The organism is Chloracidobacterium sp. N (assembly GCF_018304765.1).
Classification (GTDB): Bacteria; Acidobacteriota; Blastocatellia; order Chloracidobacteriales; family Chloracidobacteriaceae; genus Chloracidobacterium; species Chloracidobacterium aggregatum.
The window spans coordinates 33,734-48,775 of record NZ_CP072642.1 but is presented as its reverse complement, the minus strand read 5'-3'; the positions used below and the strand labels follow the sequence as shown (position 1 = coordinate 48,775).

The 15,042-nt window shown below is 62.0% G+C and carries 9 protein-coding genes; 3 read left to right on the top strand and 6 right to left on the bottom strand.

Annotated features, from left to right (window positions below; all coding sequences use genetic code 11):
* Positions 1-80 precede the first annotated feature (80 nt).
* Positions 81-1,523, bottom strand: coding sequence for a sigma-54-dependent transcriptional regulator (locus J8C05_RS00180; protein ID WP_211422254.1), 1,443 nt, complete (start codon positions 1,521-1,523; stop codon positions 81-83).
* A 323-nt stretch (positions 1,524-1,846) separates the two neighbouring features.
* Here J8C05_RS00180 and J8C05_RS00175 point away from each other — a divergent pair, with 323 nt between their 5' ends.
* Both J8C05_RS00175 and J8C05_RS00170 read left to right on the top strand, forming a co-directional pair.
* Complete coding sequence (locus tag J8C05_RS00175; RefSeq protein WP_211422253.1) at positions 1,847-2,434, top strand: DUF2934 domain-containing protein; 588 nt, start codon at positions 1,847-1,849, stop codon at positions 2,432-2,434.
* Positions 2,435-2,566: 132 nt separating this feature from the next.
* The gene (locus J8C05_RS00170) at positions 2,567-5,164 is read left to right on the top strand and encodes a PP2C family protein-serine/threonine phosphatase (protein WP_211422252.1); all 2,598 of its coding nucleotides are present in this window, start codon (positions 2,567-2,569) and stop codon (positions 5,162-5,164) included.
* 17 nt (positions 5,165-5,181) lie between these two features.
* Here the strand turns inward: J8C05_RS00170 and J8C05_RS00165 are convergent, their stop codons facing one another.
* The 3 genes from J8C05_RS00165 to J8C05_RS00155 form a co-directional block, all read right to left on the bottom strand.
* On the bottom strand, positions 5,182-6,084 hold the full coding sequence (locus J8C05_RS00165; protein ID WP_211422251.1) for a TIGR01777 family oxidoreductase: 903 nt from the start codon (positions 6,082-6,084) through the stop codon (positions 5,182-5,184).
* Between the two features lie 159 nt (positions 6,085-6,243).
* Entirely contained in the window at positions 6,244-8,871 is a 2,628-nt protein-coding gene (locus J8C05_RS00160) for a PAS domain S-box protein (protein WP_211422250.1), read from the bottom strand.
* A 147-nt stretch (positions 8,872-9,018) separates the two neighbouring features.
* Positions 9,019-10,269, bottom strand: coding sequence for a hypothetical protein (locus J8C05_RS00155; RefSeq protein ID WP_211422249.1), 1,251 nt, complete (start codon positions 10,267-10,269; stop codon positions 9,019-9,021).
* A gap of 388 nt (positions 10,270-10,657) precedes the next feature.
* On the opposite strand from J8C05_RS00155, the gene J8C05_RS00150 reads away from it, so the two are divergent.
* Positions 10,658-12,694 carry a sensor histidine kinase gene (locus tag J8C05_RS00150; protein ID WP_211422248.1) on the top strand — a complete coding sequence of 679 codons (2,037 nt, stop codon included), beginning with the start codon at positions 10,658-10,660 and terminating at the stop codon, positions 12,692-12,694.
* Here J8C05_RS00150 and J8C05_RS00145 read toward each other — a convergent pair.
* Positions 12,691-13,530, bottom strand: coding sequence for a tetratricopeptide repeat protein (locus J8C05_RS00145; protein WP_211422247.1), 840 nt, complete (start codon positions 13,528-13,530; stop codon positions 12,691-12,693). The genes J8C05_RS00150 and J8C05_RS00145 overlap by 4 nt on opposite strands.
* Positions 13,531-13,577: 47 nt before the next feature.
* A complete protein-coding gene (locus J8C05_RS00140) occupies positions 13,578-15,035 on the bottom strand; it encodes a 2-hydroxymuconic semialdehyde dehydrogenase (protein ID WP_211422246.1) in 1,458 nt (485 codons plus the stop codon).
* Positions 15,036-15,042: the final 7 nt, after the last annotated feature.

Sequence of the window (15,042 nt, the reverse complement as noted above, 5' to 3'; positions counted from 1 at the left end):
TCCGCAAGCAGCGCGGAAAAGCGAACCGGCAGGAGGGAGCCAGAGGGCTTCTTTTTCCTTCGGGGGGCCGAAGCGTGACCTTATGGGGCATCCGAGGCGTCGCCTGTACGAAAGGCCCCACTTTCACGGAACATACTCGCCGTGTGGCGAATTTTGTGCTTGTCGAGCAGGTGGCGCAGGCTGCGCACCGACATGCGAAGCAGCTCCGCCGCCTTGGTCTGATTGCCCCGCGTCCGCTGCAGGGCCTGCAAAATATAGGATTTTTCAATTTCCATCAGGAAGTTTTCGAGATGAATGCCCTGCTCCGGCAGATCGAAGACGGAAGCCGTCCGCGCCGGGTCGTAGCGCAGCACGGTTTCCGGCAGGCGCTCCGGCTGGATTTCGTGGGTTGGCTCCAGGGCCACGGCCCGCTCGATGATGTTTTCCAATTCCCGGACGTTTCCCGGAAACGAGTAGTTTTCAAGGTACTTGAGCGTCGTTTCGGCAATGGCTGTCACCGGCGGGGTGCGGTTTTGTCCGTACTTTTTGAGGAAGTGCAGCGCCAGCTCGCGGATGTCCTCCCGCCGTTCGCGCAGCGGTGGAACGTTGATGGGAATGACGTTGACCCGGAAGTACAGGTCTTTGCGGAAAGTTCCGGCTTCGACCATCTGGGAAAGATCACGGTTGGTGGCGGCAACGACCCGCACATCCACCGGGATTTCTTCCGTACCGCCCACCCGCCGTATCGAGCGTTCCTGGAGGGCGCGCAACAGCTTGACCTGCATCCCCAGGCTCATTTCGCCGATTTCATCGAGAAACAGCGTGCCGCCGTCAGCGGCCTCGAACAGTCCTTTTTTGTTCGTGGTGGCACCAGTGAAGGCACCCTTCATGTAGCCAAAGAGTTCCGATTCGAGGAGGGTTTCCGTGAACGCGCCGCAGTTGATGGAAACAAAGGGGCGTTCGCTGCGCGGGCTACAGGCATGGATGCCACGGGCGACGAGTTCCTTGCCGGTGCCGGATTCACCCGTGATGAGTACCGTGCTGTTCGTACCGGCAATGGTCTGGATGAGGCGCAACACTTCCTGCATGGGGCGGCTACGCCCGATGATGTTCTCCAGCCGCGTGCGGTCCCCCAACTCGCGCTTGAGCAGGGCCACTTCCCGGCGCAGCAGGCTTTTTTCCAGCGCGTTCTTGACGATGAGCTTGAGTTCGTCAATGTCGAACGGCTTCTGGATGAAGTCGTCCGCGCCGAGTTTGAAGGCTTCGCGCGCCTGCTCGACCGTGCCATGGGCCGTCATGAGAATGACCACCGTATCGGGTGAGATCTGGCGGCATTCGTGCAGCAGTTCAGTGCCGGAAAGACGCGGCATCCTGACATCGGACAGCACGATGTCAAACACGGTCCCTCGCAGGGCCTCCAGGGCCTGCGCCCCGTTTCCGGCAACGAAGGTGCGGTAGCCAGCCCGCCGAAACACATGGTCGAGCAGCTCACGCATACTCAACTCATCATCCACGATGAGAATTGACGGCACACGATCAGGCATGACACTCCGACATCACACACCCTCTGAATCCACGCTTCTGAATCCACGCTTACTTGGGACGCGCCCGCGAGGTTCACGGCCGCCCGACAAAACTGGCGAACTCCCTTCAGGGTTTTCAAAGCAGGTGTCGCATGGTAGTGTGTTTGCCAACAGTCGTCCAAGAAAATCTCCGGTTTGTGCATATACAATCCGGTTTGTGCTTATGCAAACAGGGCGACTCGCACTTTACGCTCCTCGTCAAGCGCGCCGGTTTACCGACCCGACATCATCGTTCAACAGCACGGCGTGCAGGCCGGAAGCTCAGGGAGGAACCAAGCCTGGAAATGATGGATACCAAGCAAGTTCGTCAGTCGTTGCTCAAGGACCGGGCGGTCATGGATGCCATTCGCCGGCGGGCGCACCAGCTCTCTGTCGAGCGGGGCTACAGCACGCCACAGCACATGGCTGAAGACTGGTTTCGCGCCGAAAACGAAGTCCTTGACAAACTGGTTGAAGAAGAGATCAAGCGCCGCCAGAAAATGAACGCGGCCATCAGTGAAGGAGCGATGGCTGAAGAAGCGGTGCCGGCCGTCGTGCTTCCGCCGTCCCTGGCCGAGTCGTTGAATACCCCCAGGAGTGGGGCGAAAAAGCCCAGCGCCCGCCGCAAAAAGGCGGACGCAGCGACGAAAGAAGCGGCGACAGAAACAGCAGCGCCAGCCGCTTCTGGAGCACCGGCGTCTCCCACGGACACAAGCCCGGCAGCCGGAGAAGTTACCCCCAGCCAATCCAAACGGAAACGCAAGTCGTCTGTGGCGCTTGCGGCCACCGACACTGCCGTACCAGCGGACGTTCCGGCCCTGCCCCCAGCCGCATCGGTGCCAAAACCCAAAGCTGCTGCCAGGAGCAAAGCCAGCCGGAAAAAATCCGTCTGAACAAAGCCTCGGCCCCCCACATCAAAACGTTCTGAGCGGCGCGGCTGGTCGTCCGGCTGGAACGGCAAAGACGGGTCTCCCCGGTTGTGGTCAGCGCCGGGTCGCGTTGTGCGTTGGAAAAGTCGTTGCCACATGCCTGCTTCGACCAGCCAGTTGCCTTTTCCACCGATTGGGGTGCTTGCCATAGCAGCGCTGATTGGTCTTTTTCTGGGCCTCCTGCTGACCAGCCAGGCCATCCCGGAACCGGTGCTGCTCAACGGGCTGGACCGTGAGGCCAATGCCCGCCTGGCCTACGACCTCTTCAACCGGCAGACGGGACAAACTCCTCCGCGCAGCATGACGCTTCGCGTCCTCCACCTTGACCAGGTCGCGCTCACAACCCTTCGCCAGCGCCGGCCGGAAGCCAATCTCCAACGCCTGGTCGCCCAGTACCACCTTCCAGTGGTGATTGACTATGTGGTGTGGCTGCGTCCTAATGGAAGCCTGGCAGCCCAGGTGGGGCTTTCCAACAGCGGGGAACTCATCAGCTATCTCAACGGCGATGTGCCGGTTTCCACCGCCGAACTGCCGGCAGCGGATGTCGCCATCGCACGGGCGCGGGCGTTTCTCGACAGCAGCACCAGCCTCGGACTGTTCTGGCTGGGCCCACCCCAGGTCGAACATGTCCCCGGCCAACCGGAGACGGAAGTGCGGTGGCAGCAACCGCTCCCGGAGTTGCCCGAACTGACGCGCGTGGTGCTCGTCCGGCTGCGCGGTGAAACCGTGTGGTATTTTCAACACCGCCTTCAGCCCACCACGAGCGGCTGGGCCCGCCCCTTCGATTCAAAAATCATCTATCTCCTCCTTGGGCTGCCGCTTCAGACGATCCTGCTCATCGCTGCCGTCGTCTATCTGCTGAAAGCCTCCCGCCGGCACGTCATCCTCTGGCGTGTTCCGACGGTGGCGGCCGTCGTGGTGGGGGTGGACTGGTTCTTTGTTCTCGCTCCATCGCTGCCCTATTCCATCGGCACGGCCCTGTTTGAAAACCCGGTCGCCGGCAGCGCTCCGGCCCGGCTGGCCATCATGACGCAAGGTTCGCAGTTTGTACTTGGGGGGCTGGCCGGCTACATCATCTCCAGCCTGGTGACGATCCTGTTGAGCATGGCTGTGGTCTGGGTGGTTTGCGCCGCCCTGCTGCACATCGAGTACGACACCCAGCGCCCGCGTACGGAAATCTTCCGCGCCATCCTGCTCCTGCGCCGTGTGCCATACACGACCATTCTCCAGCGTGGACTCATCGGCGGCGGGGTAGGCTGGTTTTTGCTGGGCCTGACGGGTCTCGTGCAGTGGTTGCTGGCTGACCTGTTTCCGGTTGCCGGAAACATCAACGACAATCTTCGGCTGCTGCTTGATGCCTGGTCACCAGGCCTGCTGATGGTAGGGACGCTGGTGGGCAATACCTTCGATCTGGGGCTGGTGCTGGTGGCTTTTACCTGGGTCGCCGTCAGGGACTGGCTGCGCTGGCCACAGTGGCTGGCCCTGGCCATCATCGCCCTTCTGGGCAGCGTGGGGTGGCGCGACTCGCTGACCCCCGTCCTGCCATCGGCGCTGGAGCAGCCCTGGCTTTTCCTGCACCAGGCCGTATTGGCGCTCATCCTGGTTGCGACGTTCGAGCGGTTTGGCCTGTGGGGGACACTCTGCGCCTTGTGGGTGTATCAGACAACAAGCCTGGCGATTGTTGCGGCCACTTTGCCGATGCTGGGAATCTCGCCCTGGGTTCCCACCCTGCTGGTGGGACTGCCCTTTGCGGCCACCGCCCTCGCTTGGCGCCCACCCGAAAGTGAGCGCGACCGACAACCCATCCCACTTGACCACTTCCTTGAGGAGCAGCGGCACGCGCGGCAGCTTGCCCTGGCGACCCAGATTCAAATGTCATTTCTTCCACCCGAACCCCCGCGGCTCAAAGACTGGGACATCGCCGCCATGAGCGTACCGGCGCGCGAAGTTGGCGGCGACTTCTACGACTTTTTCCTTGGGCCGGACGGCAAGCTGGGTATCTTTGTCGGCGATGTATCCGGCAAAAGTGTCTCCGGTGCCGTGTTTACCGCCGTGGCGCTTACCGCCTTTCGGAGCGAGGCGGAAGAAAACGAGCTGGGCTGCGCCGCCATGCTCACGCGGCTCAACGAGCTGCTCTACCCGGATATGAAGCGCGTCCGCATGTTTGTAGCGGCAGTTTATGCGCAGCTCGATCTGGCCACCGGCAGCTTCACGGTCGCCAACGCCGGCTTTCCCGTAGTGGGGCGCTGGCACTATGCCAGCCGCGAGCGTCCTTACGTCGAATTACTTGACGTTCGTGGACTCCCCTTGGGGAGCCTGCGCCGGGCAACCTACGATGAATACCAGGGTGGGCAGCTCTACATCGAAGGGCAGGAGTTTCTTGTGCTCGCCAGCGATGGGATCATCGAAGCCCTGAACGAATACGGGTCTCCCTATGGCTACGAGGCGCTGCGGGATTTGATTGACGACTTCATGGAGCAGAAGGCTGACCAGCAGAGCGCCCACGACCTGTGCACAGCTATCATCTCGGATGTCCGGCGGCACATGGGCGAAGCCGAACAGGCAGACGACATGACAGTGGTCGTCGTCCGTCGGGGCAATCCCCACGCACAGCAGTCACGGCCGGCGACCACCCAGCGGACTGCCGCACAACGGACAGCACGAGAAACAGCCAAAACCCGCTTGACCGGGTAGTAGTCGGCCAAATCCAGTCAGGTCGTCAGGTCACGCAGGGCAGCTTCCAGCTCTGGAAAACGAAAGGTGTAGCCCTGTTGCAGGGCGGCTTTGGGCAGAACGCGCTGCCCATCGAGTACCACCTGAGCCGATTCGCCGAGAACGAGATTGAGGGCAAAGGACGGCGCCGGCAGAAAGGCCGGACGGTTCAAAACTTTTCCAAGCGTTGAAGCAAAGTCCTTCATCCGCACCGGGTTCGGCGCCACGGCATTGACCGGTCCCTGCACCTGCCCGGACGCCAGCGCCCACAGGATGAGGCCGACCACATCGGCAAGGTGGACCCAGGAAAACCACTGGTTGCCGCTGCCCAACGGCCCGCCCAATCCCCATCTGAACACGGGCAGCATCCGCTCCAGCGCGCCGCCATTGCGCCCCAGAACGACCCCAATCCGCAGCAGCACTGTACGGACACCGTGAACCTCGGCGACCTTGGCTGCATCTTCCCACTCCTGGCAGAGCTTCCCCAGAAAGTCGTCGGCCGGGCGGCTGGCTTCATCGAGTTCGGTTTCCTCATTTTTGGGATACAGCCCAATGGCCGAAGCCGACACCAGAACCGACGGCTTTTGCCTGGCCTGGGCAATGGCGGTGACCAGATTTTGGGTCGTCACCACGCGGCTGTCGCGCAGGGCTTTTTTCTGCTCCGGTGTCCACCGTTTTCCGATGATGGGTTCTCCGGCCAGATTGATGAGGCCAAAAGCGCCATCCACTTCCTTTTGCCAGTCATCCACCGTTACCGGGTCGCCGAGTACCCACCGGACACCACTGGCGGTATCGCGTACTTTGCGCGACACCGCCACAACGTCATACCCTTCCAGCTTGAGCGCCGGCAACAGCGCCTGTCCGACAAAACCACTTGCTCCGGTAATGAAAAGCTTTCTCATAGCTGCTTTCTGTCAGGCAAAGTCCACAGGATGTTTGATTTAGCAAACCACATCCGCCTGTAAACCGAAAGTTGATCTGCCATGTGCCGCGCCCTGGAAACAGGCTGTCCACCTGTCCGCTCCGCCATTCAGAGTGGTGCAACGTCCGCTGGTGCCATCTTACCTATCGTCTTCAGGCAGGGCTTCCAGGGTGACGATGGCCACACAGCCCCCCGCAGGTGGCGACTGAAGCTCGACCGTCCCCCGCATCCTGGAAAGCAGCTTCCGGGCAATCACCAGCCCAAGTCCCGTTCCCTGGGGCTTGGTCGTGTAAAACGGTTTGAAGATGTGGTCGCGGTGTTTTGGCTCGATGCCCGGCCCGTTGTCGTGCACCTCGATGACAATCAACCGACGGTAGCGCCGGGCCATCAGGGTAATCTGCGGCGTCGGCACTGGCGACAGAGCATCCACGGCGTTCGAGATGAGATTCATCAAAGCCTGATGCAGCGCCCGCGCATCGAAATTGATCCATCCCAGGTCAGAGGCGAGGCGGGGTTGGAAATCCACCCCCTGCGCGGACAGGCCCTCCTTCACCAGGGCGCAGAAACGCTCCAGAAAGGGCAGCAGCGGCTGGGCCTTGAGTTCGGGCGTTTCGTACAGGCTGAAAGAGCGCAGGGCGCGCAGCAGATATTCCACGCGCCCGATTTCTGACAGGCATCGCTCGACATAGGTGGTGACCGCCTCCGAAGACAGCGGCTTCGTTTGCCGCAGAACGGTGAGCGCCGTCTTGATGGAGTTGATGGGATTGCCCATCTCGTGGCGGATGGCAGAAAAAATATGGCTCGCGTTTTCCGTTACGTTCACGGCTTCGGCGATGGCTTCGTAGCGAAGCTGCTCGGTCACATCCCGGCACACCACGACCACGTTCTGCAACTGCCCTTGGGCATCGCGCACCGGTGAAATGGTCGCCTGCTGCGGATAGGTACTCCCGTCGCGGCGGCGTGCCAGGTAGCGCCCGCACCAGCCCTTTCCACGGACAAGCTGGCGCAGGATGTCCCGGCGAACGGCCCGGTCAACCGGCCCGAAGCCCAACCGGTGCAATGAATGGCCAACTGCCTCCCAGCTCCGAATTCCGGTCAGTTGCTCGAAAGCCGGATTGCAGAACTGAACCCGGCCGTGCCGGTCGAAGGTCACAACCGCTTCTCCAACCTGCTCGATGACCCGGATCAGTCGTCCCCGTTCCAGTTCGCTGCGCCGCTGGGAAGTGATGTCCGTGATGATATGCACCCAACCGGTTCCAATCCCGCGCTCCTGGTCAATCCAGTAGCTGTTCATCCGAAACCAGCGGTCGCTGGTGGGAAACTGGAACGCTGCCGGATGTTGGACGCAGTGCGCCAGGGAACCTTCCCTCGCCCCCCAGAAAAGCGCCGCCGAAGTCTGGCCAATGATGGCCGAGTAGGGACGCTGGAGAAATTCCGCCACCGCACGGTTACAGCGCCGAATCCGCCCCATCCGGTCTTCGAGCAGAATCATGTCTGGAAGGGCATCCACGGCCACGACCCATTCTTCATTGAGGCACCGGAGCCTGTCCTCAAGCGTCTGGTGACGTGTGCGGTCCTCGACCAGGACGAGCCATCCATCCTTGCCGGCGACAGGCATCAGGGAAAGGATGACCGGAAAGAAGCACCCATCGGTTTTTCTGAGGACCAGGCTCCGCGTGAGCACAACCGGCTCACCGGCCGCAATGGAAAGCGGCCGGTGGGACAAAAACCGGCGCAGGGCCGGCTTGTACTCCTTCCAACCCAGGCGACTCACGTAGCGTCGCCCGGAAGCCCCCAGACAGCGGGACGGCCGTTCACCAAGCATATCCGTCAGGCGCCGGTTGATGAAGATGATCTGTCCACGGCGGTTCAGCCGGGCGAGTCCCAGGGGCAAAGCATCCAGAATGTCGGATGTCTCCGGCTCTGGTTCAGAGGGGCCACGGCCCTGTGATGGCACAGCCGTCAGGGAGTCCGGCAGGTCGCTGGGCACTTCCAGAGTTTTTTCGGAAGGCTTGCGCCCGGTAATGTTGCGCAGAATGAGAACGTAGCGCCGATGCGTGCCAAGGTAAAAATCGCTGCTGGTCAGTTCAACCGAGGCTGTCCTGCCATCCCGGTTTCTGACGGCGGCCCCGATGCTCCTTCCGGTCCGGGTAAGGTGTGGCAGAAGGGTATCCAGGGACTCTTCGGTATCGAGAAGCTCCCCGATCATGTTCCCAACCACACCTGCCCCCAGCAGCAGCTCGGCTTTCGGGTTGAGTTCAAGGACGTGCAAAGCCGCATCCAGCACGAGAATGGCATCATTGGCATACTGCACGATCGAACGCAGTTTGTTTTCAGTTTCCCGAAGTTGCCGCGCAATGTGGTGGCTGTGCAGGAGGTGGCTCACCTTGTGCCTGAGCACCTCCGGCCGCAAGGGTTTGGGAATGTAGTCCGTGGCTCCGGCGGCGTAAGCGGCCGCTACGGTGCCGTCGTCGGACAGTCCCGTGAGCATCAAAATGGGCACCTGCCGGTACGCATCAAGCTGGCGCAAATGACGGCAGAGCGTAATGCCATCCATCCCCGGCATGGCGACATCGAGCATGACCAACTCCGGCTGAAGGGCCGGGGACTGCTCCAGGGCCGTGAGGCCGTTGCGGTGCGCCACAACCCGGAAACCTTCTTTTTCCATCAGGATGGTCAACAACCGCCGCACCGTGTCGTCATCATCCACGATGTGGATCAGTGGCTCCGCAGGGTTGCCGGGCGAAGTTTTTGCTGGCTGGAGCACAGTTGCTTTCTCCCCAAAAGCGTCCGGGTTCGCTCAAGCGGCTGAGCTTTCCGCCACCGGTTTTCCCCTGCACCACATGCGCCAACCGACGGAAGACGATGGGGTGGTGCAGCGGTTCGTTTCGGCTCAGGGCAATGCGGAGGCCGCTCACGGGCGGCGCGCTGCCGGGTGACGGCGGTGCGGCTTGACGATTCTGGGGGCTTCCCCTTTGTACCGCAACAGAACCACCGTCTGGGGCGATTTGTCCTGCAAGGTGATGACACTGAGCAACTTGTCCGCGCCGTTCGTCCAGTCGGCCGTCGAAAACTCCACATCCTGCGACCAACTGCTCCGTTCGAGACCAAAGCTCCGGTACAGTTCCTTGAGCCGCTGGTTGTAAAACCCATACACCTGCTCCTGTCCCTGGTCAGTGGCCAGAATGAGCGTGCCGGAAGTTTTCCGGGCATCAACGGCTTTGGCCAAAAGCCTGGCTCCGGGATAGATGATCACCCACGGGGGCAGCTTGTCCGGTTGACCGGGTGCCGACTCCGAAGCCGGCATGCTGACCGAACCAGCTTCGACCAGCGGACCGAACTCGATGGCCCGTGAGGTCAGGTGCTGGCGGTGAACAAAGTGAATCGCCTTGAGGTATTCCCGGCTGAAAAGAAACCGCTCATCACTGTCCAGCTCACACTCGAAGCGTGTGGGCTGAAAGTCGAGGTCGGCCAGGTCCCCAATCTCACTCATCGGATGGCGATAGGCCGACTCGAAATCGGTGCTTCGGGTGTACGAAACATAGATGAAGGTCTTTCTTCCCGCCGCCGGTGACGCGGCAACCGGTGACGCAGCCGCAGCGGAGACCATGGCCACCCGAACGGTCTCATTGGCCGTTCCGGTCAGCCACAGTTCCCCATAGCGTGGGGACAGTGCCATGAAGTCGAGGGCAAACTGGGTTTCGTTGACCTTCTCCTCATAGGTCTGTTTGTAGAAATCGAAGACCGTGTGGAGGATGTCGTTTGTCACCAGCGTGAAATATCCGCTTTCTGTCGCGGCGTCACCGCTGCTGCGCGCCACGAAGGTGGCGTAGGGATAAACCAACACCCAAGCGGGCAGGTCATGGGTTTCGGCAGTGACTTCCTGCCCCGATGACGACGGTGGTTCAGACGTTTGGCCGGGCATCTGGGTCGGCGCTGGAAACGGCAGCCGGCCGGTTTCCTGCCGGTTGCCTGCGCGCCACAGGTGGGTGTGGCTCCCCTCGCGCTGGCGGCCGGTGTCACCAAGGCAAATCCTCCCCGGCAACGAAACCAGCATGAGGACCACCAGCAGACACGTTGCCCAGGCCGGACCAACGGCCCGGCGGATGGACATCCACCAGCCTGTCATCGGTTGGGACTGCTGCCCGGACAAGATGTTATCCATGGAGCTGCTGATGCAAAGCTCTTACGAAAGCTTCCCGGCCTGAAAACTATCTGGAAAAGACGCAAGCTGTATTTTGGCGCAAAACTGGAGAAGTTTTGCCGTGCGCGATGATACCATGGAAACGCTTCCCGCCGGCCACAGCCAGCCTTCTTTTTCAGCCTTCGTACCCGCCGCCTGCCCCCTGTTTCCTGTTTCCTGTTTCCTGTTTCCATCCTCCACCGGCTGCCCTCCAAAAAACGGTGTGGCATAGACACACCTGGGACGTTGGCACACTTGATCGGCTTTTTTCGCTCTTAAGGGTGACAGGGGAATGAGCCTACGGCGAGGCAGAACAGGCGCGCCGGTGGTTACGAGTTATCCCATCGCGCAAAAGATGAGGTGCCAAGTCATGTTGCTCTTTCAGGGTGTGCCGGTTTCCCAGAAAAACGACACGGATGATCATCAGACCACGACGCATCAGGGAGCGGCCCTGCCGGCCGATGAAGCGGCGCTGCTGCGGCAAAGCCTTGACCATCTGGGACATGTCTTCTGGGTGGCCACCTGGCCGGAAAAAAGGCTGTTGTATGCCAATCAGGAGTTTGAAAAGGTCTGGGGCATTTCACCCGAAGTGGCCACCCACGAGCCGGACCGCCTGACTGCCGCAGTCCATCCTGACGACCGCGCCGGCTGGATTGCGGCCCACACCAATCCAAACGGTTCGGATACAGAATACCGCCTCTGTCGCCCGGACGGTCGGGTGCGCTGGCTGCGGGAGAGCATCTTCCCGATCCGGGATGCGGCCGGCCGCCCGGTCCGTCTGGTCGGACTGGCCAAAGACATCACCGCCTATAAGCGTCTTGGGGATGCCGTCCGGGAAAGCGAAGAGCGGTTTCGGAAGTTCTTTGACCTCAACCCGTCGCCAAGCTGCATCTTCAGCGCGCGGACGGGCAAGGTGGTCGAAATCAACACGGCCTTTGAGGAGCTGACGGGATACGCCCGCCGCGAGGTTCTCGGCCAGTCACTTGGCAAGCTGAATTTGTGGCTCGACCCGACGCTGCCCGCCCTGGTGCTCCATGCCCTCCGCCAGAAGGCGGTGCCACAGGCCTTCGATACGACCATTCAGACGCGAACCGGCCAGATGCGTGATGTCACCGTCGCCGCCAACCTGGTGACGATTGGCGGACGCCCGTGCGTGGTGGCCGTCGCCACCGACCTGACGGAATTCAACGACCTGCGCCGCCAGCTTACCGAAAGCGAAGCCCGCTTTCGCTCACTGGTGGAAAACGCGCCGGACATCCTCATCTGCACCACCCTCGACGGCGAAGTGACCTACCTCAACCATGCCGATCTGGGCTGTCAGGAAAGTATCCTCCTGGGACAGAACCTGCTCGACTATGCAACCGATGCCAATGCCATCCGCGCGGCCATGCGCGAGGTGATGACCACCGGGCAGGCGGCTTCGTTTGAGGCGCAGTTCCACTTTACCGCGGAACATCAACGCTGGTGCGCCGGGCGCGTGGCCCCCATCCGGTGCGGCGAGAACATCACCGAACTGCTGTTCCGGCTGCGCGACATCGAGGCCCGCAAAGCCGCCGAACTCGAACTCCAGAAACTCTACGCTGAGATTGCCGAAGCCAACACCAAACTCCGCGAACTGGACCGTCTCAAGGCGCGCTTTGCCGCCATGCTCGTCCACGATCTGCGTTCCCCGCTGGGCTGTGTGTACAGTGCACTGGAACTGTTCGAGACCATCGGAAAGACCGATGACGACACACGGCACCTGATCGGTGTCGCCCGCAACAGTCTGGAGCGGGCCCTCAACCTGCTCAACGAAGTGCAGGAAGTCTATCGCAGCGAGGAAACCGGCATCACGCTCAACCGTACGCCATTCGATGTCACGGACCTGCTCCGGGAAGTTGTGGATGGCATCCGCCCGGAAGCCGACCGCAAAAACATCACCCTGAAGTATGAACTGCCAGAAGCAGGTCAACTCCCGTCGCTGCTGGCCGACCGCAGCAAGCTGCTGCGCGTCATCAGCAACCTGCTGACCAACGCCGTCAAGTTCACCTCCAAAGGCGGGGTGGTCATGCTCAACACGGCCGTGGTCAACGGCATGGGAGTCAACATCGGGCGCGATTTCATCGAGATCAGCGTGACGGACACCGGTATCGGGATTCCCCCGGAAGACCTGCCCTACGTGTTCGATGTCTATCGGCAGTCGCGCAACAACCGCTCCGGGGTGGGCGTCGGGCTGGGACTGTCCATCGTCAAGAGCATTGTTGCCGCCCATGGCGGAGATGTACGGGTGGAAAGCCAGCCCGGTGTCGGGACGAGTTTTACCGTGTCCCTGCCCATCAGCGCCGTGGACGAAACGCCGGAAGCGTTGCCACCCGACCGCGACCAGACGCCCAGCCCAACGGCGGCTGGCACAGGTCTGACGAACTAACTGCGGCCAGCAGGGTCGAGAATCGAACGCGCCCGGGCAAAACAGGCTTCGGCCTGCAGGCGGCGCCCCTGCCGGTCGTGGAGCACACCAAGATTCTTGAGCGTTTCGGCCACCTTCGGATGGTTTTCCCCCAGACGGCGCTCAAAGATGTCCAGCGCCCGTTCCAGCAGTGCCTGGGCTTCGTCGTACTTGCCACGCAAATCACATGAAACAGCCAGGTTGTTGAGTGTGACCGCCACCGAGAGATCGTCGGGCCCGTGCGCGTGCTCACGAATGGCCAGCGCCCGCCGCAGGGCCGCTTCCGCTTGGGCGTAGTCGCCGTCCTGGTCGCACATCCGCGCCATTTCGCTGAGCAGGGGCGCAATGTGCAGCGTGTCGTGGCCATGGAGTGCCTCCAGGAAAGCAATGGCGCGGTCATAGAGCTGGACGGCTTCCGCAATGCGGTCTTCGTCGGCCAGCATCTGCGCCAGGTTGGTGAGGCTGGTGACAAAGCCGCCGTGCTGAATTTCGAGCGCCTTGGCGTCGGCTTCGATGGCCCGGCGATAGATGGCCTCGGCCTGCGCCGTTTCCCCCAGCATATCGAAGGTCATCGCCAGGTTGTTGAGACAGGTGGCAAAGCGCGGGTCGGTTTCACCAAAGCGGCGCGCCTCGCGTACGGCGTCAGAAAAAAGAAACTGCGCTTTTTCATAATCGCCCGCCTCAAAGGCTTTTATCCCGGCCTTCCAAAAGCGCTTCCACTCGTTGCGGCGGCGCGTATGGGCGCGGTCGAACGCTTCGCGCTGAACATCGGTTTTGGGTTCCACCGGACAGGACGCAACCTGTGGATGCTCACTCACAATGGCACAACCTCCTGTTGGGGCTTGCGGCGCACAACGCCGGATACTCAGAGCTTGACGCAGACATTTTTGATTTCCGAGTAGAATTCGAGTGAGTGGCGCCCGCCCTCACGTCCGATACCGCTTAGTTTCATGCCCCCGAAAGGCGTCCGCAGGTCGCGCAAAAACCAGCTATTGATCCACACCACACCCACGTCGAGCGCGTGCGCCACCCGGTGGGCGCGCGCCAGGTCGCGCGTCCAGAGTGCCGCGCACAGGCCGTAGTCACCGGCGTTGGCCAGCGCCACCGCTTCCTCCTCCGTATCGAAAGGCGCGACATGGCAGACAGGGCCAAAAATTTCCTCGACGATGCAGGGAGCGTCTTCCGGCAGGCCCGTCCAGACCGTTGGTTCGACGAAGTAGCCCTGGTCATACGGCGGCGGGAGCGCCAGACAGCCGCCCCCGGCGTGGATTTCCGCCCCGGCTGCCCGCGCCGCCGCATAATAACCAAGCACCTTTTCCCGATGCGCCGCTGAAATCAACGGGCCCAGCGTCGTGGTCTCGTCTTCAGGCGGCCCGGGCCGAAGCTGTCGGGCGGCCAGCGCCAGGGCTTCAACAAAACGCTCAAACACCGGGCGCTCGACGTACACCCGCTCCGAGCAGAGACACACCTGCCCGCCGTTGAGAAAACTCGACCGCGCCACGCCGGCCACGGCGCGGTCAAAGTCGGCATCGGCAAAGACGATGGCGGCATTTTTCCCGCCCAACTCGAACGAAAGGCGCTTCGTCCGGGCGGCTGCCGTCCGCATGATGGCCTGCCCGGTACGGGTTTCACCGGTGAAGGTAATGGCAGCGACATCCGGGTGCGCCACCAGCCATTCCCCGACGCTTCCCGGGCCAAAGCCGTGGACGACGTTATAGACGCCCGGCGGCACACCGGCCGCCGTCATGACCTCGCCCAGCAGCGTCGCCGTCGCCGGTGTTTCCTCCGACGGCTTGACGACCACCGTATTGCCCATCACCAGGGCCGGTGCGATTTTCCACGTCAGCAGCAGCAGGGGCAGATTCCACGGACAAATGACGCCCACCACGCCCAACGGCCGCCGCAGGCCGTAGTTGAGCGCCCCGGTGCCATCGTCGGTCGCCGTTTCAAAGCATTCCGTGGCCAACCCGGCGGCCAGATCGGCAAAGATGCGGAAGTTTGCTGCTCCACGCGGGATGTCCAGAGTACGCGCCAGTGCCCATGGCTTGCCGGTATCGGCGACCTCAGCCTGCAAAAACTCCGCGCTGCGCGCTTCGATCCCATCGGCGACGCGCCGCAGCAACCGCGCCCGCTCGGCGACCGGAAGACGCCGCCAGGCGGGAAGGGCCTGTCTGGCGGCCGTAACGGCGGCATCGCAATCGTCCGGCGTTGCCAGCGCCACCTCTGCCGTCACCGCGCCGGTTGCCGGATGGTAATCAGGAAAGCACTCCCGCCGGCCTCCCGGACGAAACTCCCCGGCAATGAAGAGCTGCCACTTGTTCATAAGCTAT

Excerpts from the sequence above, each read along its gene's own strand:
- J8C05_RS00180 (WP_211422254.1), bottom strand. The coding sequence starts at position 1,523 with ATGCCTGATCGTGTGCCGTCAATTCTCATCGTGGATGATGAGTTGAGT.
- J8C05_RS00175 (WP_211422253.1), top strand. The coding sequence starts at position 1,847 with ATGATGGATACCAAGCAAGTTCGTCAGTCGTTGCTCAAGGACCGGGCG.
- J8C05_RS00170 (WP_211422252.1), top strand. The coding sequence starts at position 2,567 with ATGCCTGCTTCGACCAGCCAGTTGCCTTTTCCACCGATTGGGGTGCTT.
- J8C05_RS00165 (WP_211422251.1), bottom strand. The coding sequence starts at position 6,084 with ATGAGAAAGCTTTTCATTACCGGAGCAAGTGGTTTTGTCGGACAGGCG.
- J8C05_RS00155 (WP_211422249.1), bottom strand. The coding sequence starts at position 10,269 with ATGGATAACATCTTGTCCGGGCAGCAGTCCCAACCGATGACAGGCTGG.
- J8C05_RS00150 (WP_211422248.1), top strand. The coding sequence starts at position 10,658 with ATGTTGCTCTTTCAGGGTGTGCCGGTTTCCCAGAAAAACGACACGGAT.
- J8C05_RS00140 (WP_211422246.1), bottom strand. The coding sequence starts at position 15,035 with ATGAACAAGTGGCAGCTCTTCATTGCCGGGGAGTTTCGTCCGGGAGGC.